25 protein-coding genes are annotated in these 23,848 nt (G+C 64.1%); 17 read left to right on the top strand and 8 right to left on the bottom strand.

Translation table 11 applies throughout. The annotated features are described in order from the left end of the window. Positions 1-292: 292 nt before the first annotated feature. The 4 genes from ACK3BK_RS24855 to ACK3BK_RS24870 all read left to right on the top strand — a co-directional run bounded on the left by ACK3BK_RS24855 (position 293) and on the right by ACK3BK_RS24870 (position 3,300). On the top strand, positions 293-610 hold the full coding sequence (locus tag ACK3BK_RS24855; protein WP_186670047.1) for a DUF2388 domain-containing protein: 318 nt from the start codon (positions 293-295) through the stop codon (positions 608-610). Between the two features lie 84 nt (positions 611-694). Beyond that, complete coding sequence (locus tag ACK3BK_RS24860) at positions 695-988, top strand: DUF2388 domain-containing protein (protein WP_411383498.1); 294 nt, start codon at positions 695-697, stop codon at positions 986-988. A gap of 36 nt (positions 989-1,024) precedes the next feature. Then, positions 1,025-1,345, top strand: a complete 321-nt coding sequence (locus tag ACK3BK_RS24865) for a DUF2388 domain-containing protein (RefSeq protein ID WP_186670051.1) — start codon at positions 1,025-1,027, stop codon at positions 1,343-1,345. Continuing rightward, complete coding sequence (locus ACK3BK_RS24870; protein WP_411383499.1) at positions 1,342-3,300, top strand: DUF4105 domain-containing protein; 1,959 nt, start codon at positions 1,342-1,344, stop codon at positions 3,298-3,300. The genes ACK3BK_RS24865 and ACK3BK_RS24870 overlap by 4 nt, the downstream gene beginning before the upstream one ends. Positions 3,301-3,310: 10 nt before the next feature. On the opposite strand, the gene ACK3BK_RS24875 is transcribed toward ACK3BK_RS24870, so the two are convergent. Together ACK3BK_RS24875 and rph are read right to left on the bottom strand one after the other, a co-directional pair. Next, a complete protein-coding gene (locus ACK3BK_RS24875; protein WP_054894864.1) occupies positions 3,311-3,679 on the bottom strand; it encodes a DUF4870 domain-containing protein in 369 nt (122 codons plus the stop codon). Positions 3,680-3,705: 26 nt separating this feature from the next. Then, entirely contained in the window at positions 3,706-4,428 is a 723-nt protein-coding gene (rph, locus tag ACK3BK_RS24880; RefSeq protein ID WP_186670055.1) for a ribonuclease PH, read from the bottom strand. A gap of 227 nt (positions 4,429-4,655) precedes the next feature. On the opposite strand from rph, the gene ACK3BK_RS24885 reads away from it, so the two are divergent. After that, a complete protein-coding gene (locus tag ACK3BK_RS24885; RefSeq protein WP_186670057.1) occupies positions 4,656-5,519 on the top strand; it encodes a YicC/YloC family endoribonuclease in 864 nt (287 codons plus the stop codon). A gap of 12 nt (positions 5,520-5,531) precedes the next feature. Next, positions 5,532-6,152, top strand: a complete 621-nt coding sequence (gmk, locus tag ACK3BK_RS24890; RefSeq protein ID WP_186670058.1) for a guanylate kinase — start codon at positions 5,532-5,534, stop codon at positions 6,150-6,152. Between the two features lie 98 nt (positions 6,153-6,250). Here the strand turns inward: gmk and ACK3BK_RS24895 are convergent, their stop codons facing one another. From ACK3BK_RS24895 to ACK3BK_RS24905, 3 genes are all read right to left on the bottom strand, one after another. Then, positions 6,251-7,798, bottom strand: coding sequence for an APC family permease (locus ACK3BK_RS24895; protein WP_411383500.1), 1,548 nt, complete (start codon positions 7,796-7,798; stop codon positions 6,251-6,253). 114 nt (positions 7,799-7,912) lie between these two features. Then, positions 7,913-8,686: a gamma-glutamyl-gamma-aminobutyrate hydrolase family protein gene (locus ACK3BK_RS24900; RefSeq protein WP_186710925.1), complete on the bottom strand. Its 774-nt coding sequence runs from the start codon at positions 8,684-8,686 to the stop codon at positions 7,913-7,915. A gap of 4 nt (positions 8,687-8,690) precedes the next feature. Next, entirely contained in the window at positions 8,691-10,073 is a 1,383-nt protein-coding gene (locus tag ACK3BK_RS24905; RefSeq protein WP_054894870.1) for a glutamine synthetase family protein, read from the bottom strand. A 209-nt stretch (positions 10,074-10,282) separates the two neighbouring features. Here ACK3BK_RS24905 and ACK3BK_RS24910 point away from each other — a divergent pair, with 209 nt between their 5' ends. The 5 genes from ACK3BK_RS24910 to ACK3BK_RS24930 all read left to right on the top strand — a co-directional run bounded on the left by ACK3BK_RS24910 (position 10,283) and on the right by ACK3BK_RS24930 (position 14,994). Further along, entirely contained in the window at positions 10,283-11,155 is an 873-nt protein-coding gene (locus tag ACK3BK_RS24910; protein WP_186670061.1) for a LysR family transcriptional regulator, read from the top strand. Positions 11,156-11,371: 216 nt separating this feature from the next. Then, a complete protein-coding gene (rpoZ, locus tag ACK3BK_RS24915; RefSeq protein WP_003253383.1) occupies positions 11,372-11,635 on the top strand; it encodes a DNA-directed RNA polymerase subunit omega in 264 nt (87 codons plus the stop codon). Between the two features lie 59 nt (positions 11,636-11,694). Beyond that, a complete protein-coding gene (gene spoT / locus ACK3BK_RS24920) occupies positions 11,695-13,803 on the top strand; it encodes a bifunctional GTP diphosphokinase/guanosine-3',5'-bis pyrophosphate 3'-pyrophosphohydrolase (RefSeq protein ID WP_186670062.1) in 2,109 nt (702 codons plus the stop codon). Positions 13,804-13,826: 23 nt separating this feature from the next. After that, positions 13,827-14,207, top strand: coding sequence for a RidA family protein (locus ACK3BK_RS24925; RefSeq protein ID WP_029612280.1), 381 nt, complete (start codon positions 13,827-13,829; stop codon positions 14,205-14,207). A 55-nt stretch (positions 14,208-14,262) separates the two neighbouring features. After that, positions 14,263-14,994, top strand: a complete 732-nt coding sequence (locus ACK3BK_RS24930; RefSeq protein WP_411383501.1) for a hypothetical protein — start codon at positions 14,263-14,265, stop codon at positions 14,992-14,994. 202 nt (positions 14,995-15,196) lie between these two features. Here the strand turns inward: ACK3BK_RS24930 and ACK3BK_RS24935 are convergent, their stop codons facing one another. Then, positions 15,197-16,048 (bottom strand): SDR family oxidoreductase, encoded by an 852-nt coding sequence (locus tag ACK3BK_RS24935; RefSeq protein ID WP_411383502.1) that lies wholly within the window; start codon positions 16,046-16,048, stop codon positions 15,197-15,199. A gap of 192 nt (positions 16,049-16,240) precedes the next feature. Here ACK3BK_RS24935 and exbB point away from each other — a divergent pair, with 192 nt between their 5' ends. The 6 genes from exbB (at position 16,241) to ACK3BK_RS24965 (ending at position 22,953) form a co-directional block, all read left to right on the top strand. Next, positions 16,241-17,203, top strand: a complete 963-nt coding sequence (gene exbB, locus ACK3BK_RS24940) for a tonB-system energizer ExbB (protein ID WP_186670067.1) — start codon at positions 16,241-16,243, stop codon at positions 17,201-17,203. Between the two features lie 3 nt (positions 17,204-17,206). Beyond that, complete coding sequence (gene exbD / locus ACK3BK_RS24945) at positions 17,207-17,635, top strand: TonB system transport protein ExbD (protein WP_186670069.1); 429 nt, start codon at positions 17,207-17,209, stop codon at positions 17,633-17,635. Continuing rightward, positions 17,632-18,366 (top strand): energy transducer TonB, encoded by a 735-nt coding sequence (locus ACK3BK_RS24950; protein WP_186670071.1) that lies wholly within the window; start codon positions 17,632-17,634, stop codon positions 18,364-18,366. The genes exbD and ACK3BK_RS24950 overlap by 4 nt, the downstream gene beginning before the upstream one ends. 93 nt (positions 18,367-18,459) lie before the next feature. Then, positions 18,460-19,386, top strand: coding sequence for a hydrogen peroxide-inducible genes activator (locus tag ACK3BK_RS24955; protein WP_054894878.1), 927 nt, complete (start codon positions 18,460-18,462; stop codon positions 19,384-19,386). Between the two features lie 4 nt (positions 19,387-19,390). Then, on the top strand, positions 19,391-21,469 hold the full coding sequence (recG, locus tag ACK3BK_RS24960) for an ATP-dependent DNA helicase RecG (protein WP_411383503.1): 2,079 nt from the start codon (positions 19,391-19,393) through the stop codon (positions 21,467-21,469). An 80-nt stretch (positions 21,470-21,549) separates the two neighbouring features. After that, positions 21,550-22,953, top strand: a complete 1,404-nt coding sequence (locus ACK3BK_RS24965; RefSeq protein WP_288377718.1) for an aminoacyl-tRNA deacylase and HDOD domain-containing protein — start codon at positions 21,550-21,552, stop codon at positions 22,951-22,953. A 39-nt stretch (positions 22,954-22,992) separates the two neighbouring features. Here the strand turns inward: ACK3BK_RS24965 and ACK3BK_RS24970 are convergent, their stop codons facing one another. Both ACK3BK_RS24970 and ACK3BK_RS24975 read right to left on the bottom strand, forming a co-directional pair. Next, positions 22,993-23,370: a helicase gene (locus tag ACK3BK_RS24970; protein WP_186670077.1), complete on the bottom strand. Its 378-nt coding sequence runs from the start codon at positions 23,368-23,370 to the stop codon at positions 22,993-22,995. Positions 23,371-23,522: 152 nt separating this feature from the next. Further along, positions 23,523-23,822: an HU family DNA-binding protein gene (locus ACK3BK_RS24975; RefSeq protein WP_016394014.1), complete on the bottom strand. Its 300-nt coding sequence runs from the start codon at positions 23,820-23,822 to the stop codon at positions 23,523-23,525. Positions 23,823-23,848 lie beyond the last annotated feature (26 nt).

The following is a 23,848-nucleotide window of genomic DNA, read 5'->3' on the forward strand; positions in this document are numbered from 1 at the left end:
AGGCCGGCACCGCGATTTCTCAAAACCCGTCGCAGGGAACTGCGACGGGTTTTTTGTTTCAAAGGCGCGCAGTTGAGCTGCTCAACTCACAATCAGTACAATTTTAAAAAACCAGAAAACAACCATAACAGTTTGTTCCGATCTCGTCCTTCACATCTGGAAACAGAGCTGCGTGGTACGCTTGCGACAGCGGCCTGTTAGCTTGGTCAAACGCGCTGCCTGTCATTTCAAGTGCCGTGACGAGCAGTGCGAGCGTCCGAATAACCAGAACTACCCCCGCAGGAGCCCTACCATGTCCCGTAAATACTTGTTTGGCGCTGCCATGCTGCTGACCTTGGCGGGCACCGCCCACGCCACCAGCTTCGTCGTCACCACCGATGCCGTGGTTGGCGCAGTGGCCGCGTCCACCGACGCCACCTCCGACATTTCCTCTTCGTTCCGCGACGACAAGATCGTCCAGGCCGCCCGTGACGATGCTGCCAGCTTCGTCGGCAGCCAAGGGGATATTCGCGGCGCGAAGCTGGAAAGCGCCTTCATCCATATCCGCCAGCAGATGCCTGCGCTGCAAGCCAGCGACGCGCAACTGGCACAGGCCATCCTGGCCCTCTGACGCCAGCCATCGTACCCGCAGGCTACGGCGCCCCGCTGCCTGCGGGACAGCATTCATCCTGTCGACAGAGCGTTGTCCAAGCCCATGCGTTACCTTGTGCCCTTGCTGCTCGCCATTGCCAGTGTGGGAAGCGCCCATGCCATGGATGTCACGACCCAGTTTCCGGTCATGACCGGCTATGTCACCAGCCAGGTGACCACTGCGCCGTTCGACCGCAAGATCATCGGCATGGCCCATGATGATGCGGCCGTATTCGTCGCCACTGACGGTCGGATTCGCGGCGCACGCCTGCAAGCTGCACTGACGGAACTGCGTCGTATCTATTCGCGTCAGTCCGTCGGCGACCTTGAACTGGCGGAAGCAATTCTCGTCCAATGATCACACCTGACTCCCTGTATTTTTCGGAGATGCTCCATGCGTAAACCGCTGATCGCCGCTACCCTCGGCATGTTGCTGCTGGCCGACCTGGCCCAGGCGCAAACCCTGGTGGCCACCAGCAATATCATCGTTCGCGCCTTTGGCCGCTCGATCGATTTCACATCCGACACCACCACCTCGATCCGCGACTCCAAAGTCGTGCGCGAAGCCCGCGACGACGCCGCCAGCTTCGTCGCCAGCAATGGCGATATTCGCGGCGCCCAGCTCGAAGCCGCATTCGACACCCTGCGCGACCGCGTGCCTGAAGCGCGCAATGCCAGCGACCAGGTACTGGCCGAAGCCATCCTGTCGCTGTGAAGCGTGTGCGTGCCTGGCTGCTCGGCTGCGCCCTGACGCTGCTCGGCACGCCCGCCCTGGCCGATCTGCAGCTCGAGCTGCAGACTGCCGGTCTGGACGCTCGACAGCAGCACGCCTCCCAGCAACTGCTGGATGAGGCACTGTCGAAGCTGCCTCCCTCTTTCAAGCAGCGTCTGGATCGGCGCATCCAGGTCAGCTGGACCGACAAGATGCCCGCCGATGCCTACGGCCAGGCTTCGCCAGTCTCGACCCTCGACCTCAACAGTCGCCTGCTGCCAGGGCTCACCGATGGCAGTGCCGCCAAGGAAAAAACCCATCGCCCCCACGGCACGGTGCGGGAAGAACTGCTTGCCACCGTACTGCACGAGCTGACCCATATCTATGATCGCGCGCGACTGTGGCCCAGTGCCGAGCGCTCGCTGATTGCCCGCTGCAACCGCCAGCAGGGCACCCTCGGCCAGATCGGCCTCCCCCAGCAATGCCGTGGCCAGACAGCACGCCGCTTCACCCTGAGTGACGATCCGCGCCTGCTCGACCTTGCCGGCTGGCCGCAGTACGTCGGCCGTCGCGGCGAGCGTGAACAGCACAACGGTCAACTGGTACGCACCCCGGACAGCTACGAGCTGAGCAGCCCCAAGGAGTTTGTCGCGGTCAACATGGAGTACTTCCTCCTCGACCCGAGCTATGGCTGCCGACGCCCGGCCTTGAACCAGTACCTGCGCGATCATTTCGGCTGGGCACCCCAGCAGGACACCTGCGCCAAGGGTCTGCCGTTCCTTAACGCCGGCAGCGACTTCGCCCGAGAGCCATTGGGCGAGATCGACCCGGAGCGCGTCTACGAAGTCGACTACCTGCTTGCCGAGGCCAACCAGAACTGGGTCAGCCGCTGGGGACACAGCATGCTGCGCCTGGTGATCTGCGCACCCGGCCGCCCACGCGGGCCAGACTGCCGCCTGGATCTGGACCGCCACCTGGTGTTGTCGTACCGCGCGTTCGTCAATGATGTGCAACTGTCCAGCTGGGACGGCCTGACCGGCGCCTATCCGTCGCGCCTGTTCGTCCTGCCGTTGGGCCAGGTGATCGACGAGTACACCAAGACCGAACTGCGCAGCCTGGCCTCCGTGCCGCTCAAGCTCGACCGCCAGCAGATCGAGGACCTGGTGCGCCAGGCTGCCGAAATGCACTGGAGCTACGACGGCAATTACTACTTCCTGTCCAACAACTGCGCGGTGGAAACCCTCAAGCTGATGCGCAGCGGCACCGCCGACCAACGCTTCAGCGACCTCGACGCGATCATGCCCAATGGTTTGCTGGAGGTGCTCAAGGGGCGGGGGCTGGCCGACACCAGTGTGCTCGACGACCCGCGTGAGGCGCTGCGCCTGGGGTATCGCTTCGACTCCTATCGCGATCGCTATCAGGCCATGTTCGAGGTGCTGAAGAAACAGTTGCCGATCAAGCAGACAGCGGTGGAGGACTGGTTGGCCCAGGATGCCGAGCAACGCCGCCCCTGGTTCGCCCAGGCCGATCTGCGCACCAGTGCTGCCTTGCTGCTGCTCGAGCAGGCCAGCCTGCGCCGTCAGTTGCTACTGGCACAGGATGAAGTCAAACAACGTTACCTGAACGCCGCCGCACTCAAGGACGGCAGCATCGACAAGGCCAACGCCACGCTGCAGAAGATGCTTGCCAACAGTGGGTTCCTCAGCCGCCCGGCCGAATTGCTCGAGGCGGATGGCTACGGCTTGCCCCAACCTCAGGAGCGCGTGCACCTTGAAAAGGTCAGCAGCGAGCGGCAGGCGCAGTTGCTGCGCCTGAGTACCGATCTGGACAAGGAAGTACGGGCATTGCTGGAGCCTGCACGGGCGAAGGAGATTGCGGCAATCGAGGCCAATGTGAAACAGATCGGTGAACACCTGCGCGCCCTGCACAAGGCAGCTGGCGGTTTGCAGCTCCCTTGAGCGCGCGGGGCTACTTGATCGGCCGCCAGATCAGCGGATAGCGGTACGGCTTGCCTTCATTGGCCCGAACCCCTGCAAGGATGATCAGGATCAGCACGGCCACTGCCAGGATGGCGAACAGCACGATGCCGATCACCACGAACATCAGCAGGAAGCAGATGAATCCGGCAATGGTGACGCTGATCTGGAAGTTCAGCGCCTCCTTGCCCTGGGCATCGACGAACGGATCGACCTCACGCTTCCAGATCCACATCACCAGTGGCCCGAGCAGATGCCCGAGCGGCATCACCAGCCCGAGCAAGGCGCTGAAGTGGCAGAACATCGCCCATTGCCGAACTTCGGCGCTCGGCGTTTCGATCGGCAGATTCGTCTCACTCATGGGTCCATCGCCTCCTTGGCGCAGCTTCAGTCGGCCAATGCAGCCTGCTGCAGGTCGAAGATCTCGGTCATGCCCTTCTGCGCCAGCGCCAGCATGGCGTTGAAGTCTTCAGGCTGGAACGGCGCGCCTTCGGCAGTGCCCTGCACTTCGATGAAGCCACCGGCGCTGGTCATGACCACGTTGAGGTCGGTTTCGGCAGCCGAGTCTTCGAGGTAGTCGAGGTCCAGCACTGCCTCACCCTGGTACATGCCCACCGACACTGCGGCGATCATGTGCTTGAGCGGATTGCCGCCCTTTAGACCGCCACGCTTCTTGATCACCGCCAGGGCGTCGCACAGGGCGACCATGGCGCCGGTGATCGAAGCGGTGCGAGTGCCGCCGTCCGCCTGGATCACATCGCAGTCGACGTACAGCGTGATGTCGCCCAGCTTGCTCATGTCCAGTGCCGCACGCAGCGAACGGCCGATCAGGCGCTGGATCTCGAGGGTGCGACCGCCCTGCTTGCCACGGCTGGCCTCACGCTGGTTACGCTCGCCAGTGGAGCGCGGCAGCATGCCGTACTCGGCGGTCAACCAACCCTGGCCCTGGCCTTTGAGGAAGCGCGGAACACCGTTCTCGACGCTGACCGTGCAGATGACCTTGGTGTCACCGAACTCGACCAGTACCGACCCCTCGGCGTGCTTGGTGTAGTTGCGGGTGATGCGGATCGAGCGAAGCTGATCGGCAGCGCGACCACTTGGACGTTTCATCTGGGATACCTGTACCGGAAATCGAATCTGGCGGCCATTATAGAGCCGCGCGTCCTGGGAGGACATGCCTATTGTCGCAGCCTCGCACCCCGTCGACTTTTCCCACCGATAGCAGCCCCGCCCTGTAGCATGGTTCGATTGGGCGTCACCGCCGCACTGCGCTACAATCCTGCGCCTTGCAGCCGAAAGGCTTCCCCCGTACAAACCGAATTCGCGAGGTACTCCCCATGGTGCACAGCATGACCGCCTTTGCCCGCGTCGAGCGCGCCGGCAGCCAGGGCACCCTGGCCTGGGAGCTGCGCTCGGTCAACCATCGCTATCTCGAACCGCACCTGCGCCTGCCGGAAGCCCTGCGTGACCTCGAGGGCGCGGTACGTGAAGGTCTGCGCCAGGGGCTGTCGCGCGGCAAGGTCGAATGCACCTTGCGCCTGTCCGACGACAGCACCGGCAAGCCGCTGCAGGTCGATCGCGAACGCGCCGCGCAACTGGTCGCCGCCGCCGAGACCGTGGCCGGGCTGATCAAGCAGCCGGCGCCGCTCAACCCGCTGGAAGTGCTGGCCTGGCCCGGCGTGCTGGTGGCCGATGCCGCCGACCCGCAGGCCCTCAACGCCGAAGCCATCGCCCTGTTCGACGAGGCGCTGGCCGAACTCAAGGCCGGTCGCCTGCGCGAAGGCCAGGAGCTGGCACGACTGATCAACGAGCGCCTGGACGCCATGACCAGCGAGGTCGCCACACTGCGCACCCTGGTGCCGCAGATGCTGGCAGCCCAGCGCCAGCGCATCGTCGACCGCTTCAACGACCTGCAGGCCGAACTCGACCCGCAGCGTCTGGAGCAGGAAATGGTACTGCTGGCACAAAAGAGCGACGTCGCCGAAGAACTCGACCGCCTCAGCACCCACGTCACCGAGGTGCGCCGAGTGCTCAAGTCGGGCGGCGCCGCCGGACGACGCCTGGACTTCCTGATGCAGGAACTCAACCGCGAGGCGAACACGCTCGGCTCCAAGGCCTTCGACCCGCGCAGCACCCAGGCCGCGGTCAACCTGAAGGTGCTGATCGAACAGATGCGTGAACAAGTACAGAACATCGAGTAAGGCCACCCCACCATGAACCACAGCAGCGGCACCCTCTACATCGTTTCGGCCCCTTCCGGTGCCGGCAAGACCAGCCTGGTCACCGCCCTGACCGCGCAAGACCAGCAGATCCGCGTGTCTGTCTCCCATACCACCCGCGCCATGCGCCCGGGCGAGGCTCACGGGGTGAACTACCACTTCGTGGTTCACGAGGAGTTCAAGGCATTGATCGCCCAAGGCGACTTCCTCGAGCACGCCGAGGTGTTCGGCAACTACTACGGCACCTCGCGCAGCGCGCTGCAGGAAACCCTCGAACAAGGCTTCGACCTGATCCTGGAAATCGACTGGCAGGGTGCGCAGCAGGTGCGCAAGCTGATGCCCGAGGCCCTGTCGATCTTCATCCTGCCACCGAGCCAGGAAGCCCTGCGTCAGCGTCTGGACGGACGCGGCCAGGACAGTGAAGAGATCATTGCCGGGCGCATGAAGGAAGCGGTCAGCGAGATGGTGCATTACAACGAGTTCGACTACGTCATCGTCAACGACGACTTCGAAGACGCGCTCGAAGACCTGAAGTCGGTGTTCCGTTCGAACCGGTTGCTGCTCAAGAAGCAGCAGCAGCGCCATGGTGCGCTGTTGAAGCAGTTGGTCGGCTGAAACAATCGCGGGGCAAGCCCGCTCCTACAGGTACGGCACCGCACCTGTAGGAGCGGGCTTGCCCCGCGATTAGGCTGCACAGCAGCCCCACCTACGCCTTATTCCTGCAACTGAAGTTTCGCCTGCTGCTGCAAGGTTGCCCCGAGGAAGTACGCCGGGGCGCGCAGCCGCGACAGCATCATCAGCACGATGCCCAGCACCGAGATGATCGCCGCGATCACGAATACCAGCCCCAGCCCGCCTACATGCGAGCCGCTGCCAAAGTCGGGCGAAGCGCTGTCGATCGCGGTACGCACGAAGATCACCGACAGGATCACCCCACCCACCAGCGGGCACAGGCCGCGCATGAAGAAGTGGCGCAGGCTGTCGAACAGGCTGTCGCGGAAGTACCAGACACAGGCGAACGCGGTCAGCGAATAGTAGAAGCAGATCATCATCCCCAGCGCGGTGATGGTATCTGCCAGCACGTTCTCGCTCAGGGTGCGCATGGTCACGTAGAACAAGGCCGCCGCCACGCCCGCACAGATGGTCGCGTAGCGCGGCGTCTGCGAACGCGGGCAGACGCTGGCGAAACGCTGCGGCACGGCACCGTAGTAGCCCATGGCGAGCAGGGTGCGCGCAGGAGACACGAAGGTCGACTGCAGCGATGCCGCGGTGCTGGCCAACACCGCAATCGACATCAGGATCGCCAGCGGCCCCATGACCGGGCCGGCCAGGTGGGCGAAGACGTTCTCCTGGATGCGCGGATTACCCAGGCCCAGGCCGCTGTCGCTGATACCGGCGAATTGCAAGGTGGCAATGGCGGTGAACAGGTACAGCCCCAGGATCAGCAGCACCGTCCAGGTGGCCGCCTTGCCGGGCACTTCGTCGCTGCCGATGGACTCTTCGCTGACGGTCAGGCACACGTCCCAGCCCCAGAAGATGAAGATCGACAGCGACAGGCCGGCCGCGAAGGCCGAGAACGATTCGACACCGAAGGGGTTGAACCAGGCGAAATCGAACTCCAGCGGCGGCGGCGCAGTGGTCTCGCCGAAAGCCGCGAAACCAAAGCCCACCAACACCAGCAATTGCAGGGCGACCAGGCCGTACTGCACGGTCATGGTGGTGCCCATGCCCCGACAGCAGATCCACACCGCCAGGGCGATGAACGCACAACAGGTGGTGACGTTGATCAGCAGGTTGTCCGCCAGCGCGGCATACGCGTGGTGCCCCGTGATCTGTCCGATGAACAGGTAGAAGAAATCGACCGCCACACCGGCCAGGTTCGACAGCACGATGGTGGTGGCAACGACCAGCCCCCAGCCACCGATCCAGCCGATCATCGGGCCGAAGGCACGTGCCGACCAGGTGAAAGAGGTTCCGCTGTCGGGCTCCGCGGCGTTCAGCTCGCGGTAGCCGAGGGCAACCAGCAGCATCGGCAGGAAGCCGACGATGAAGACCGCCGGCAGATGGGCGCCGACTTCGCGTACGGTCGGGCCGAGGGCGCCGGTCAGGGTATAGACCGGGGCAATGGTGGAGATGCCCAGCACCACGCTGGCCAGCAGGCCCAGGCGACCTTTGGCCAGGCCTTTGCTGGCACGCTGGGTGTTGCTGCCCGCGTCGGCCGCCACATCGGGAGGGCGGCCGGCTTCTGTGTATTCGCTCATGAGTTATTTGCCGTTGCTATTGGTATTGTTTTCACAGGCCTTGCGAACAAGGCCCGCTTTCACTCATTGAAAGCTTGCTGCAGGGGGTGGGTCATCCGAGACCTTCGGGTAACGTCAGAATGCCTTCTGGCGCGAACCCTCCCGAGCAGCATGGGCAATGCAGGCCTCGCGAAACGCCTGAAACAGACGTAGGGAGACCGGGTTTTCGGCGAAACGCCACTCCGGGTGCCATTGCACGCCAAGCACGAAGCCCGGCGCATCAGTCATCGACACCGCTTCGATCAGGCCATCCGGGGCCCGTGCCTCGACACGCAGGCCCGGGGCCAGACGGTCGATGCCCTGGCTATGCAGCGAGTTGACCTCGAACTGCGCAGCCAGGCCCAGGCGCTCGAACAATCCGCCCGGCGCAATGCCGACCGTGTGTCGAGGCCCGTATTGCACCTCCAGGGGTGCGTCCTCAGGTTCGCGGTGGTCCAGGTAGCCGGGCAGTTCCTGCACCCGCTGGTGCAGAGTGCCACCCAAGGCCACGTTGAGTTCCTGGAATCCACGGCAGATGCACAACACCGGCACGCCGGCGGCTATGGCGGCCTGCAGCAACGGCAGGGTCAGGCGATCACGCGCAACGTCGTGCCGGGTACCGTCCACGCTGGGGGCGCCATTGTAATGATGCGGCTCGACATTTGAAGGCGAGCCGGTAAAAAGAATGCCATTCAGGCGCGCCAGCAGCGCCTGCGGGTCGCTGGCCGTGTCGCGCGCCGGCAGGATCAGCGGCAACCCGGCAAAACCTGCCGCCTCGACATACTTGTCGCCCACCGTGTGCGACGAGTTCTTCCCAACCTGCTGGCGGCAGGCGCTGACACCGATCAAGGGAACCGCGTTTGCGCTCATGGGCTTACACCGTGTGCAGGTACCAGTTGTATTCGAGGTCGGAGATCGACACTTCGAACTCCGCCAGCTCGCTTTCCTTGCAGGCCACGAAGATGTCGATGTATTCCGGGCTGATGTATTGGTTGAGGACTTCGCTGTCATCCAGCGCGCGCAAGGCGTCACGCAGGTTGTTCGGCAGGCTCTGCTCGAGCTGCTCGTACGAATTGCCCTCGATCGGCGCGCCGGGCTCGACCTTGTTGGTCAGGCCGTGGTGGATGCCTGCGAGAATCGCGGCGAGCATCAGGTAAGGGTTGGCATCGGCCCCTGCGACACGGTGCTCGATGCGCAGGTTATCGCTGCTGTCGGTGGGCACGCGCAGGGCCACGGTACGGTTGTCCAGGCCCCAGCTCGGTGCGTTCGGCACATAGAACTGGGCGCCAAAGCGGCGGTAAGAGTTGATGTTCGGGCACAGGAAGGCCATCGACGCCGGCATGGTTTCCAGCACACCGCCAATGGCGTGGCGCAGGGTTTCGCTCTGCAGCGCGTCATCGTTGGCGAAGATGTTCTTGCCGGTTTTCTTGTCCAGCAGCGAGATGTGCACATGCAGGCCGTTACCCGCCTGGCCCGGATAGGGCTTGGCCATGAAGGTCGAGTCCATCTCATGGTCGTAGGCGATGTTCTTGATCAGGCGCTTGAGCAGGATCGCGTAGTCGCAGGCCTTGAGCGGGTCGGCGACGTGGTGCAGGTTGACCTCGAACTGCGCCGGAGCACTTTCCTTGACGATCGCATCGGCCGGCAGGCCTTGCTCCTTGGCGGCTTCGAGCATGTCCTGCAGGCAGTCGGCGTACTCGTCCAGGTCATCGATCAGGTAGACCTGGGTCGACTGCGGGCGCTTGCCCGAGATCGGCGAACGCGGCGGCTGCGGTCGACCGTTCAGATTGTCCTGGTCGATCAGGTAGAACTCCAGCTCGAACGCCGCGCAGATATCCAGGCCCAGCGCATCGAACTTGCTCACCACCTGGCGCAGCACTTCGCGTGGATCGGCGAAGAACGGCTCGCCTTCGATTTCGTGCATGGTCATCAGCAACTGCGCCGTCGGGCGCTTCTGCCAGGGTTCGTTGGAGAGCGAGCCCGGGATCGGGTAGCAGATGCGGTCGGCGTCGCCGATGTCCAGACCAAGGCCCGTGCTTTCGACGGTCGAGCCGTTGATATCCAGGGCGAACAGTGAAGCCGGCAGGTTGATGCCCTTCTCGTAGACCTTGTGCAGGCTGGCCCGCTCGATGCGCTTGCCGCGCACCACGCCGTTCATGTCGGAGATCAACAGGTCGACGTACTGCGTGTCCGGGTGGGCTTCCAGGAATTCATTCATCTCGCGGGAAGAACGGGCGCACGGGGAGACCGACGTCATGGCTGTACATCCTTTGATTCGGAGCGGCGATGTGGGGATACGGCTGGCGCCTCGAGGGCGACGATGGTTGCTGCTGTTGTTCTTTTCACTGCCCCATCGTGGGGGAATTCTGTCGCTCGCCGGGCGCATTGATTCCCGGGGGCCGTTCCACTATAAAGTGGGCTCCAGTGCAACAGACATTGGCAAATCGGCAAGCAGAGCGTGCACAAATGCAATATCAGATCAATCACGCGGACCTCGCCCTGGTCCTGGCACTGGAACGTGGCCGCTCACTGGCCAAGGCCGCCGAGCTCCTTAAGGTCGATGTTTCAACGGTATTCCGCTCGATCCGGCGGCTGGAGTCGGCGCTGGGCACTGCGCTGTTCGTCAAGAGCCGCAAGGGCTACCTGCCGACCGACACCGCGCAGGCCCTCGCCGAACAGGCAGAGCGTGCCGAGCAGGCGCTGGACGCCGCGCGCATCGCCCTGACCAGCGGCGAGCAGGTGGTCAGCGGCACGGTGCGCCTGACCTGCACCGAAGCCGTGCTGCACAGCCTGTTGCTCCCCGCGCTGGCCGAGTTCATGCCCAACTACCCCGCGCTGTCGCTGGAGATGGGCACCTCCAACACCTTCGCCAACCTCAGCCGCCGCGACGCCGACATCGCCCTGCGCCTGACCAACACACCGCCGGAGCACCTGGTCGGACGCTGCCTGGGCTCAACGTCCTACGTGATCTGCGGCCGCCCGGAGTTTCGCGAGCGCCTGGCCGAGTCGCCAAACAGCGTGCCGTGGATCGCCCCGGACGACGCCATGCAGGACCACCCCACGGTGGTCTGGCGCAACCAGCAGCACCCCGACCTGATCCCGCGTTACCAGTGCAGTGGCATGTCGACCATTGCTCAGTTGGTCAGCACCGGCATGGGGGTGGCGGCACTGGCCGACTATATGGTCGATACCCTGCCCGGCGTCGAGGCCTTGAGCGGCGCGCTGCCAGGCTGCGACACCCAGTTGTGGCTGCTGACCCGCCCCGATTGCCGCGCGCTGCGCTCGGTGCAGACGCTGTTCGAGGAGCTGACCCCGCGATTGCGTGACGCGATGTTGTGAAGCTGTTGTGTTCGCGGGGCGGGAAGCGTTATCGTCAGATTCAAGTGAGAGGCCGTCTGTTACGGCCCTTTCGCGGGCAAGCCCGCTCCCACGAGCAGCTGACACGGATCACCAGACAAAACAGGCCTTCCCTATTGGCTGGTGATTTTTTAAACTATCGAGTCCGCCTGCCCATTCTGGGCTGCACGCTAATCGCATCTGCTACTGAGGAAGACCATGGCCCGCGTAACTGTTGAAGACTGCCTGGAACACGTGGATAACCGCTTCGAGCTGGTCATGCTCTCGACCAAGCGCGCCCGCCAACTGGCCACCGGCGGCAAAGAGCCACGCGTGGCGTGGGAAAACGACAAGCCAACCGTCGTCGCCCTGCGCGAAATCGCCGAAGGCATCGTGACCAATGAATTCATCGCCGCCGAAGAGATCGTCACCGAGGATCCGGTGTTCGCTGCGTTCGAGGACGAGAACAACGAGGCCGTCTGATTCATGCCCGGTCGACGTCGCGCGGCACACGATCCTCTTCCTCTGCAAGAGGTGAAACCATGCCGGGTATAGAAGCCCTCGCCGAGCGGCTGTCGACCTATCTGGGCCCCGACCAGGTCAATCTGGTGCGCCGGGCCTATTTCTATGCCGAGCAGGCACACGATGGCCAGCGCCGCCGCAGTGGCGAGCCCTACGTGACCCATCCGCTGGCGGTCGCCAGCATTCTCGCCGATATGCACATGGACCATCAGAGCCTGATGGCCGCCATGCTGCACGACGTGATCGAAGACACCGGCATCGCCAAGGAAGCTCTCAGCCAGCAGTTCGGCGAAACCGTCGCCGAGCTGGTCGACGGGGTCAGCAAGCTGACCCAGATGAACTTCGAGACCAAGGCCGAGGCGCAAGCCGAGAACTTCCAGAAGATGGCCATGGCCATGGCCCGCGATATCCGCGTGATCCTGGTCAAGCTGGCCGACCGCCTGCACAACATGCGCACCCTGGAAGTGCTGTCCGGCGAAAAGCGCCGGCGCATCGCCAAGGAAACCCTCGAGATCTACGCCCCCATCGCCAACCGCCTGGGCATGCACACCGTGCGCGTGGAGTTCGAGGACCTGGGCTTCAAGGCCATGCACCCCATGCGCTCCTCGCTCATTCACCGGGCGGTGAAGAGCGCACGCGGCAACCGCAAGGAAATCGTCGCCAAGATCGAGACCTCGCTGGCCAACTGCCTGGCCGCGGATGGCATCGAGGGCGAGGTCAGCGGCCGACAGAAACACCTCTATGGCATCTACAAGAAGATGCGCGGCAAGCGCCGCGCCTTCAACGAAATCATGGACGTGTACGCCTTCCGCATCATCGTCGACAAGGTCGACACCTGCTACCGCGTGCTGGGTGCCGTGCACAACCTGTACAAGCCGCTGCCGGGGCGCTTCAAGGACTACATCGCGATTCCCAAGGCCAACGGCTACCAGTCGTTGCACACCACGCTGTTCGGCATGCACGGCGTGCCCATCGAAATCCAGATCCGCACCCGCGAAATGGAAGAGATGGCCAATAACGGCATCGCGGCGCACTGGCTGTACAAGTCGAACGAGGAAGAGCAGCCCAAGGGCAGCCACGCCCGCGCCCGCCAATGGGTCAAGGGCATCCTCGAGCTGCAGCAGCGGGCCGGCAACTCGCTGGAGTTCATCGAGAGCGTGAAGATCGACCTGTTCCCGGACGAGGTCTACGTCTTCACCCCCAAAGGCCGGATCATGGAGCTGCCCAAAGGCTCCACGGCCGTCGACTTCGCCTACGCGGTGCACACCGACGTCGGCAACAGCTGCATCGCCTGCCGCATCAACCGTCGCCTGGCACCGCTCTCCGAGCCGCTGCAAAGTGGCTCGACGGTCGAGATCGTCAGCGCCCCGGGCGCACGCCCGAACCCGGCCTGGCTCAACTTCGTGGTGACCGGCAAGGCGCGCACGCACATTCGCCATGCGCTCAAGCAGCAGCGCCGCTCCGAATCCATCAGCCTCGGCGAACGCCTGCTGAACAAAGTGCTGACCGGCTTCGACAGCAGCCTGGACAAGATCGCCGACGAGCGCGTCCAGGCCATCCTCACCGAATACCGTCTGGAGCTCGTCGAAGACCTGCTCGAAGACATCGGCCTGGGTAACCGCATGGCCTACGTGGTCGCACGCCGCCTGCTGTCGGCCGAAGGCGAGCAACTGCCATCGCCCGAGGGCCCGCTGGCGATCCGCGGCACAGAAGGCCTGGTGCTCAGCTACGCCAAGTGCTGCACGCCGATCCCGGGGGACCCCATCGTCGGCCATCTGTCGGCGGGCAAGGGCATGGTCGTCCACCTGGAAGACTGCCGCAACATCAGTGAAATCCGGCACAACCCGGAGAAGTGCCTGCAGCTCTCCTGGGCCAAGGACGTCACCGGCGAGTTCAACGTCGAACTGCGCGTCGAGCTGGAGCACCAGCGCGGCCTGATCGCCCTGCTGGCCAGCAGCGTCAACGCCGCCGACGGCAACATCGAGAAGATCAGCATGGATGAGCGCGACGGTCGCGTCAGCGTGGTCCAACTGGTGGTCAGCGTGCGCGACCGCGTGCACCTGGCTCGCGTGATCAAGAAGCTGCGCACCCTGACCGGCGTGGTCCGCATCACCCGAACGCGTGCGTAGTCCGTCAACCGCAAGGAGTCAACATGACCAAGACTGTCATCAACAGCGACAAGGCCCCTGCCGCCATCGGCACCTACTCCCAGGCGATCAAGGCCGGCAACACCGTCTACATGTCGGGCCAGATTCCGTTGGACCCCAAGACCATGGAGCTGGTTGAAGGCTTCGAGGCACAGACCGTGCAAGTCTTCGAAAACCTCAAGGCTGTTGCCGAGGCCGCTGGCGGTTCGTTCAAGGATATCGTCAAGCTGAACATCTTCCTCACCGACCTGAGCCACTTCGCCAAGGTCAATGAGGTCATGGGCCGCTACTTCGAGCAGCCCTACCCGGCCCGCGCCGCGATCGGCGTGGCTGCCCTGCCCAAGGGCTCGCAAGTCGAGATGGACGCCATCCTCGTCATCGAGTGATGCCCCAGGCGGCAGGCGCCCGGCCTGCCGCCTTCCCTTCCTGAAGGTTCCCACCATGCGTCATGCCCTGCCTCTCGCGCTGGCAGCCCTGCTTCTGGGCGGCTGCGCCAGCCACAAACCTGAAGATTTCAACGGCACCTGGATCAACCAGGATGCCATCGACGCCGCCGTCAAGGGCGACAGCTTGCGCAAGGCGCTCTCCAGCCATGGCCCGGTGTTCGAATGGAAGATCGACGTCGCCAGCCAGCAAGCTCGCTACAGCAATGGCTTCGAAGCCGCCGAGGGCAGCCTCGTCGCGGCGGACAAACAATGGCAAGCCAATTTCGAAGGCGGCCAGAGCGAGCGATTGAGCCTCGACGGCGACGAATTGCAAACGACCGATACCTCCGGCGCCAAACAGACCTTCGTGCGCAGCAAGCCCCCGGCACCGGCCGACGCCCCACTGGGCGGCAGCTTCGAGAAGGCGCTGTACAAGGCATACCTGGGCGGTGAATGGAAGATCGTCGAAGGCCCGGGCCAGGGCGCCAAGGTCCGCTTCGCCGACGACGGCGGCGTGACCGGCCTGCCCGATCTGGACCGTTACGCCCTGTGCCTGGCCGGAGATTGCGCGTCCATGGGCGGCGACAACGACAGCCTCTGGCTGGAGCGCGACCAACGCGGCGCCCCCTGGGTGTTCAAGCGTGATGACGACAAGCTGGAGATCTTCCGCGCGGTCAACCGGGCGCAGCCCGACGAAATGCCGGAGCTCGCGGCTGGCGCGCGGCAGTGGGTGCTTGAGCGCGACTGATCCGCTACTTGCAGGAGCAATTGTCTCGTCCAGAATCTGACAGCCAGCCCAATCCCTGTGGGAGCGGGCTTGTCCCGCGATCACCGGCGAAGCCGGTGCCATGCAGCGCGGTATCCGATTCGCGGGCAAGTCGGGGCGCCGAACCGCCGCTTCCACAGGGATACCCGGCCAGCCTCGACACCGGTGGTGTGGAGGCTTGGCTTCAGCCTTTAAGGATCGCCGCGTAGCCTTCCTTGTAGCTCGCATACTGCGGCGCCCAACCCAGCGCCCGCGCCCGCGCGTTACTGCAGCGCTTGCTGCCGGTGCGGCGCACGCGCTGCTCGTCCGACCACTCGGTAACGCCCATGTACTGACGCAGCCAGGCCACCACCTCGGCCAGCGGGGCTGGATCGTCGTCGACACCGATGTAGCAGTCCTGCAACTCCACGCCTTCCCCGTCAGCCTGCAGCAGGAACGCCAGCAACCCGGCCGCGTCCTCGGCATGAATGCGATTGCCGTACAGCGGTGGCTCCTCGACCACCCGGTATCCCTGGCGCACCTGGCTCAGCAGCCATTCGCGGCCGGGACCATAGATACCCGTCAGGCGCACCACGCTGGCGGGAATCCCGCTCTCGAGCGCCAGGCGTTCGGCCTCCAGCATGATCCGCCCCGAATACCCCTCGGGCTCGGTGGCCGCACCTTCCTCGACCCACTCGCCGTGCTGCTGCGCATAGACACTGCTGCTGGACACGAACAGCAAGCGGCGCGGGCGTTGCCCTTTGTGCGCCAACCAGGCCAGTATGTTGCGCAAACCCTCGACATAGGCGGCCCGATAACCGGCTTCATCGTGCTGGCTGGCCGCCACGCAATACACCAGGTAGTCCGGCGAACGCTCGGGCCAGGCGGCAGGAACACTGGCGTCGGACAGATCGGCCGCCACCGGCAGAACGCCTGCAGGCAGTTGTCCCACCGTGCGGCGCAGCCCATGCACCTGCCAGCCGCGAGCAAGCAGTTGCCGGGCCAGGCGGCTGCCTACATCACCACAACCTACGATCATCGCGGACAGATCCGACATCACTTCACTCCATAACGAAAGGCCCAGGCTAGCCGTATTAGACGATCAGCGGCTATCCAAGGCGTAAAAAAAGTTACTCTATTACTTTTGTTAACAAGAATTACTTGCAATAATGGCGCCCTGATCAGTTCTCGGCCCGCCTCGAGGCCATGGAGAACACCACCTTATTTTTCTTCATCAGGTCCGGCCAGCATGACTCGTACTCAACCTTCCGCTTCGCCAACCACGTCGCGCGCCTGGCGCGCCATCGCCGCGCTGCTGTTCAGCCTGGTGCTGGCCCCGGCCGCCATGGCTGAAGAGCCTGCCGCCAACGGCGCCACCCCTCCTGCGGCAGTCGCTCCGGCTGATCCGGCCGCCACCGGCCAGGCACCTGCCAACGCCGCTGAGCCCACCGAGGCCCAGGCGCCAGCAGACGAGAACGGCGAAGCGCTGGTCGAGGACACCTCGCTGGGCATGGCCCACGACCTGTCCCCATGGGGCATGTACAAGAACGCCGATATCGTCGTGAAGGCGGTGATGATCGGCCTGGTCATCGCCTCCATCATCACCTGGACCATCTGGATCGCCAAGGGCTTCGAGCTGATGGGCGCCAAGCGTCGCCTGCGCAGTGAAATCGCCCTGCTGAAGAAGTCCGCCAGCCTGAAAGAAGCCAGCAGCGTCGCCCACAAGGAAGGCACCCTGGCCCACACCCTGGTCCACGACGCCCTCGAGGAAATGCGCCTGTCGGCCAACGCCCGCGAGAAAGAAGGCATCAAGGAACGTGTCAGCTTCCGCCTGGAGCGTCTGGTCGCCGCCAGCGGTCGCAACATGAGCAGCGGCACCGGCGTGCTCGCCACCATCGGCTCCACCGCGCCATTCGTCGGCCTGTTCGGCACCGTGTGGGGGATCATGAACAGCTTCATCGGCATCGCCAAGACCCAGACCACCAACCTCGCCGTCGTTGCCCCAGGCATCGCCGAAGCCCTGCTGGCCACCGCCCTGGGCCTGGTCGCCGCGATCCCGGCCGTGGTCATCTACAACGTCTTCGCCCGTTCCATCGCCGGCTACAAGGCGCAGGTCTCCGACGCCTCGGCGCAGGTCCTGCTGCTGGTCAGCCGTGACCTGGACCATCAGGCTGGCGAGCGCGCCGCCCCGCACATGGTGAAAGTGGGGTAAGCCATGGGCCTGCATCTCAACGAAGGTGGCGACGACCTCGCCGAAAACCACGAAATCAACGTCACGCCGTTCATTGACGTGATGCTGGTACTGCTGATCATCTTCATGGTTGCCGCACCACTGGCGACGGTCGACATCAAGGTCGACCTGCCGGCCTCGACCGCAAAACCCGCACCGAGGCCCGAGAAACCGGTGTTCGTCAGCGTCAAGGCCGACAAGAAGCTGTACGTCGGCGATGACGCGGTGCCCCTGCCCGAACAGCTTGGCGCGATGCTCGACGCCAAGACCAAGGGCGACAAGGAAACCACCATCTTCTTCCAGGCCGACAAGGGTGTTGACTACGGCGATCTGATGGAAGTGATGAACACCATGCGCGCGGCCGGCTACCTCAAGGTCGGTCTGGTCGGACTCGAGACGGCAGCCAAGAAATGACGAACAAGCGCTCCAACCTGGTGCGCTACGGTGGCAGCCTCGCAGCCGTGCTCGGTGTGCACGTGATCGCCGTAGTGCTGACGCTCAACTGGTCGGTGCCCCAGGCTATCGAGCTGCCGCCGGCAGCGATGATGGTCGAGCTGGCGCCGATCCCAGAGCCCGCGCCACCGCCACCACCGAAAGCGGCTCCACAGCCGCCTGCGCCGGTCGAAGAGCCACCGCTGCCCAAGCTGGTGGAGGCTCCGAAACCGAAAATCGCGATCCCGAAGCCGCCCAAGCCGAAGGCCAAGCCCCAGCCGCCCAAGCCCGAGAAAAAGCCTGAGCCGCCGAAGGACGAACCACCGGCCAAGGAACAAGTGGCCGATACCGCGCCCAGCAACGCGCCGCCGCAGAAATCGGCAGCGCCGCAGCCGAGTATCGCCTCCAACAGCAACGCCCTGCCGACGTGGCAAAGCGACCTGCTGCGTCACCTGGCGAAGTACAAGAGGTACCCGGAAGACGCGCGTCGCCGTGGCCTGCAAGGGATCAACCGACTGCGCTTCGTGGTCGATGCCGAAGGCAAGGTGCTGTCGTATTCATTGGCCGGAGGCTCAGGCAGTGCTGCACTGGACCGCGCGACGATGGACATGATCCGCCGCGCCGGCACGGTACCCAAGCCGCCTGCGGAGTTGTTGAACAATGGCACGATCGAGGTAGTGGCGCCCTTCGTCTACTCGTTGGACAAGCGCTGATACATTGCATCTGTCACAAAACCGCAAGTCTGATAACGTGCGTCTATCGATTGCACCCGCTATGCTGGGGCCGCAACTTCATGGACGCACGTTATGACCCTCACTGAACTCCGCTACATCGTCACACTCGCTCAGGAGCAGCACTTCGGCCACGCAGCCGAGCGTTGCCACGTCAGCCAGCCGACCCTGTCGGTCGGTGTGAAGAAGCTTGAGGACGAGCTGGGCGTGCTGATCTTCGAACGCAGCAAGAGCGCCGTGCGCCTGACACCGGTCGGCGAAAGCATCGTCGCCCAGGCGCAGAAGGTGCTCGAGCAGGCCCAGGGCATTCGCGAACTGGCCCAGGCCGGCAAGAACCAGCTCACCGCACCGCTGAAGGTCGGCGCCATCTATACCGTCGGCCCCTACCTGTTCCCGCACCTGATTCCACAGCTGCACCGGGTCGCCCCGCAGATGCCGCTGTACATCGAAGAGAACTTCACCCACGTGCTGCGCGAGAAACTGCGCAACGGCGAACTGGACGCGGTGATCATCGCGCTGCCGTTCAACGAGGCCGACGTTCTGACGCTGCCGCTGTACGATGAGCCGTTCTGTGCGCTGATGCCGGCCGACCACCCCTGGACCGCCAAGAAGACCATCGACACCGCCTTGCTCAACGACAAGAGCCTGCTGCTGCTTGGCGAGGGTCACTGCTTCCGCGACCAGGTGCTCGAAGCCTGCCCGACGTTGAACAAGGGTAACGATGCTTCGAAGCACACCACGGTCGAATCCAGCTCGCTGGAGACCATCCGGCATATGGTCGCCTCGGGCCTGGGTGTTTCGATCCTGCCGTTGTCGGCGGTGCACAGCCATCACTACGCCCCGGGCGTCATCGAAGTGCGTCCACTGACAGCGCCTGCACCGTTCCGAACCGTGGCCATCGCCTGGCGCGCCAGCTTCCCACGGCCAAAGGCCATCGAGATCCTCGCCGACTCGATCCGCCTCTGTTCGGTCGCCAAGGCGCCTGCGCCACAGCCGGCCTGATGCCATGACGGAGTTGTCGAAGGTCCCGGTCACAGAGCTCAAGGGCGTCGGCGAGGCCTTGGCGGAAAAGCTCGCCAAGGTCGGCCTGGAAAGCCTGCAGGACTTGCTGTTCCACCTGCCACTGCGCTATCAGGATCGCACCCGCGTCGTACCGATCGGCGCCCTGCGTCCGGGTCAGGATGCCGTGATCGAAGGCGTGGTCAGCGGTGCCGACGTGACCATGGGCAAGCGCCGCAGCTTGGTAGTGCGCCTGGGCGACGGCACGGGCGTGCTGAGCCTGCGCTTCTATCACTTCAGCAACGCGCAGAAAGAAGGCCTCAAGCGTGGCACCCACCTACGCTGCTACGGTGAAGCACGCCCCGGCGCCTCTGGCCTTGAGATCTATCATCCGGAATACCGCGCGCTCAACGGCGACGAGCCGCCACCGCCGGTCGAGCAGACGCTCACCCCGATCTACCCGACCACCGAAGGCCTCACCCAGCAGCGTCTGCGCCTGCTCTGCCAGCTCAGCCTGAGCAAGCTCGGCCCGCGTAGCCTGCCCGACTGGCTGCCGGATGAGCTGGCCCGCGACTATCACCTGGCGCCACTGGACGACGCCATTCGCTATCTGCACAACCCACCCGCCGACGCCGACCTCGACGAGCTTGCCGAAGGCCAGCACTGGGCCCAGCACCGCCTCGCGTTCGAGGAACTGCTCACGCACCAGCTCTCCCAGCAGCGCCTGCGTGAGAGCCTGCGCGCCCTGCGAGCCCCGGTGCTGCCCAAGGCCAGCCGCCTGCCCGGACAATACCTGGCCAACCTCGGATTCAGCCCCACCGGTGCCCAGCAGCGGGTCGGCAACGAGATCGCCTACGACCTCAGCCAGCCAGAACCGATGATGCGCCTGGTGCAAGGTGACGTGGGTGCCGGCAAGACCGTGGTTGCTGCGCTGGCAGCGCTGCAGGCGTTGGAGGCCGGTTACCAGGTCGCGCTGATGGCGCCTACCGAGATCCTCGCCGAACAGCACTACATCACCTTCAAGCGCTGGCTCGAACCCTTGGGCATAGAAGTCGCCTGGCTGGCCGGCAAGCTCAAGGGCAAGGCCCGCGCCAGTGCGCTGGAGCAGATCGCCGGCGGCGCCCCCATGGTGGTCGGCACCCATGCGCTGTTCCAGGAAGAAGTGAAGTTTCGCCACCTGGCCCTGGCGATCATCGACGAGCAGCACCGTTTCGGCGTGCAGCAACGGCTGGCCCTGCGCAAGAAGGGCGTGAACGGCACACTGTGCCCGCACCAGTTGATCATGACCGCCACTCCCATCCCGCGTACCCTTGCCATGAGCGCCTACGCCGACCTCGACACCTCCATTCTTGATGAGCTGCCGCCTGGTCGAACGCCGGTCAATACCGTGCTGGTGGCCGACAGCCGCCGCTTCGAGGTGGTCGAGCGGGTCCGCGCTGCCTGCGCCGAAGGGCGGCAGGCCTACTGGGTGTGCACCCTGATCGAAGAATCCGAAGAACTGACCTGCCAGGCCGCCGAGAGTACGTTCGAAGAGCTTGGCAGCGCGCTCGGCGAGCTGCGTGTGGGCCTGATCCACGGGCGCATGAAGCCTGCGGAAAAAGCCGCAGTGATGGCCGAATTCAAGGCCGGCCATCTGCAACTGCTGGTGGCCACCACGGTGATCGAAGTGGGGGTGGACGTGCCCAACGCCAGCCTGATGATCATCGAAAACCCTGAGCGCCTGGGCCTGGCCCAGCTTCACCAGTTGCGTGGCCGGGTCGGTCGGGGCAGCGCAGTCAGCCATTGCGTGCTGCTCTATCACCCGCCACTGTCGCAGATCGGCCGCGAACGCTTAGGGATCATGCGTGAGACCAACGATGGCTTCATCATCGCCGAGAAGGATCTCGAGCTGCGCGGCCCCGGCGAAATGCTCGGCACCCGCCAGACCGGCCTGCTGCAATTCAAGGTCGCCGACCTGATGCGTGACGCCGACCTGCTGCCCGCGGTACGCGACGCCGCACAGGCATTGCTGGCACGCTGGCCCGATCATGTCAGCCCGCTGCTGGATCGGTGGCTGCGTCACGGCCAACAATACGGCCAAGTGTGACGCCGGTCCCATTCGTGCCCCAGTTCGGGGCTCAGGATGGTTATACTTCGCGTTTAAAAAGACACCTTTGGAAACAGACCATGACTGAAGTGGCCTTGGACACCGCAACCCCGCACGCTCCGTCGGTCATCCGACTGCTGCTGGAAAAGCTCGGCGTAGTCTATCGCGAGGTGTCCGAACACCCGCGGCTGCCCGCGAAATCGCGCGTCCAGGCCGTTCTGCTGGACGACGAAGTCGGCGCGCTCATGGTGCTGTTCCCCCAGAGCCACCTGCTGGACCTGAAGCGCCTGGAAGAGCTGACCGGTCGCACACTCAAGGCCGTGCCGCTGGAGCGTCTGAAGAAGATGCTCGACAAGCACCAGCTCAAGGCGTTGCCGGCTATCCCGGCCCTGACCAGTTCGCCGTGCCTGTACGATGAGCGGCTGCTGGACGCCGACTCGCTGCTGATCCAGTCCGGCGAGGTGGGCCTGCTGCTCGAGATCGACCGCGACAATTTCAAGCGCATGCTGAGCAAGGCCACTGCAGGCAGCTTTGGCCTTGAAGTCGAAAGTATCCAGCGCAACCTCGACCGCCCCCACGACGACACCAAGGAAATCTCCAACGCGGTCCAGGCCTTCACTGCCCGACGCATCCAGCAGCGCCTGGAGCAGACCATCGAGATCCCGCCGCTGGCCGATACCGCGCAGAAGATCATCAAGCTGCGCGTCGACCCCAACGCCAGCGTCGACGACATCACCGGCGTGGTCGAAACGGACCCGGCACTGGCCGCCCAGGTAGTCAGTTGGGCTGCATCGCCCTACTACGCGTCACCCGGCAAGATCCGCTCGGTGGAAGATGCCATCGTTCGCGTGCTGGGCTTCGACCTGGTGATCAACCTGGCGCTGGGCCTGGCCCTGGGCAAGACCCTGAGCCTGCCGAAAGATCACCCGCAACAAGCCACGCCTTACTGGCAGCAGTCGATCTACACGGCCGCAGTGATCGAAGGCCTGACCCGCGCCATGCCGCGCGCCGAACGCCCCGAAGCCGGCCTCACCTACCTGGCGGGGCTGCTGCACAACTTCGGCTATCTGCTGCTGGCCCACGTGTTCCCGCCGCATTTCTCGCTGATCTGTCGTCATCTTGAGGTCAACCCGCACCTGTACCACAGCTATGTCGAGCAGCACCTGCTGGGCATCAGCCGCGAGCAGATCGGCGCCTGGCTGATGAAACTGTGGGACATGCCGGACGAGCTGTCTGCAGCGCTGCGCTTCCAGCATGACCCAAGCTATGAAGGCGAGTATTCGGCCTACCCGAACCTCGTGTGCCTGGCCACGTCGCTGCTGCGTTCGCGGGGCATCGGTTCAGGGCCGCAGGAAGAGATTCCGGATGCGCTGCTCGAACGCCTGGGGCTGACGCGCGACAAGGCGGAGGACGTAGTCAGCAAGGTACTGGAAGCCGAAGCGTTGCTGCGCGAACTGGCATCGCAGTTCCAGGCGCCGCACTGACTGGCAGGAGCGGGGTTTCCCGTTCCTGCACAGGCCGAATCAGCCCTTCTTCTTGCGAGGTTTGAGGTACTTCATCAGCCCCTGGAACCAGATCACCAGTGCCGGGTTGCCCTTGATCTGGATGTTCTTGTCCTGAATCCCCTGCATGAACGCCAACTGCTTGTTGCCAGCCTGCAGGGTGGCAAAGCCGAACGCGGCATCCTTGAAGGCAATGGCAAAGGCCGGCTGTGGGTGCAGGCCACCCTTGCTGCTGATGCGCTCACCACTCACCGTGAAATGCCGGGCCACCTTGCCGTCCAAGGTCTGCATCTGGAACACCAGGTCCTTGTCGCGCAGTTGCTGCTGGAAAGCCGGGTTGTTGCGGCTGGCCCTGGCCATCAGCAGACCCATGGCCCAGAGAAGAAAGCGAAACTTCATCAACGCGCCTCGATTGAAATATGACTGAAGCGCGCAGTTTATCCCTTTCTTAAACTTTTTACGCCAGCTCGCCACATTGTTTCCATACGTCAGAAAGCACAACGGGCGCCCTGGGGCGCCCGTTCGGATGACACTGGGGTGTCAGGAATCGATCACTTGCCTTTCTTGGCTGGCTTGGCGGGAGCGTTGACGCTGTCACGCAGGTTCTTGCCAGGTTTGAAGGCAACAGTGTTGCTGGCCTTGATCTTCACCGGTTGACCGGTCTGTGGGTTCTTGCCGGTGCGCGCGCCGCGGTGACGCTTCTCGAAGGTGCCGAACCCGACCAGGGTGACGGTATCCTTGTCGAGCGCGCCAGTGATGCTGTCGAGAATCGCGTTCAGCACCTGATTGGCCTTTTCCTTGGTCAGATCGGCCTTTTCGGCGATGACGGCGGCGAGTTCTGGTTTACGCATAGTGAAGCCTCTTTGACGGGATTTTT

Origin of the sequence: Pseudomonas sp. L7 (assembly GCF_046605565.1) — a bacterium.
Lineage (GTDB): Bacteria > Pseudomonadota > Gammaproteobacteria > Pseudomonadales > Pseudomonadaceae > Aquipseudomonas > Aquipseudomonas wayambapalatensis.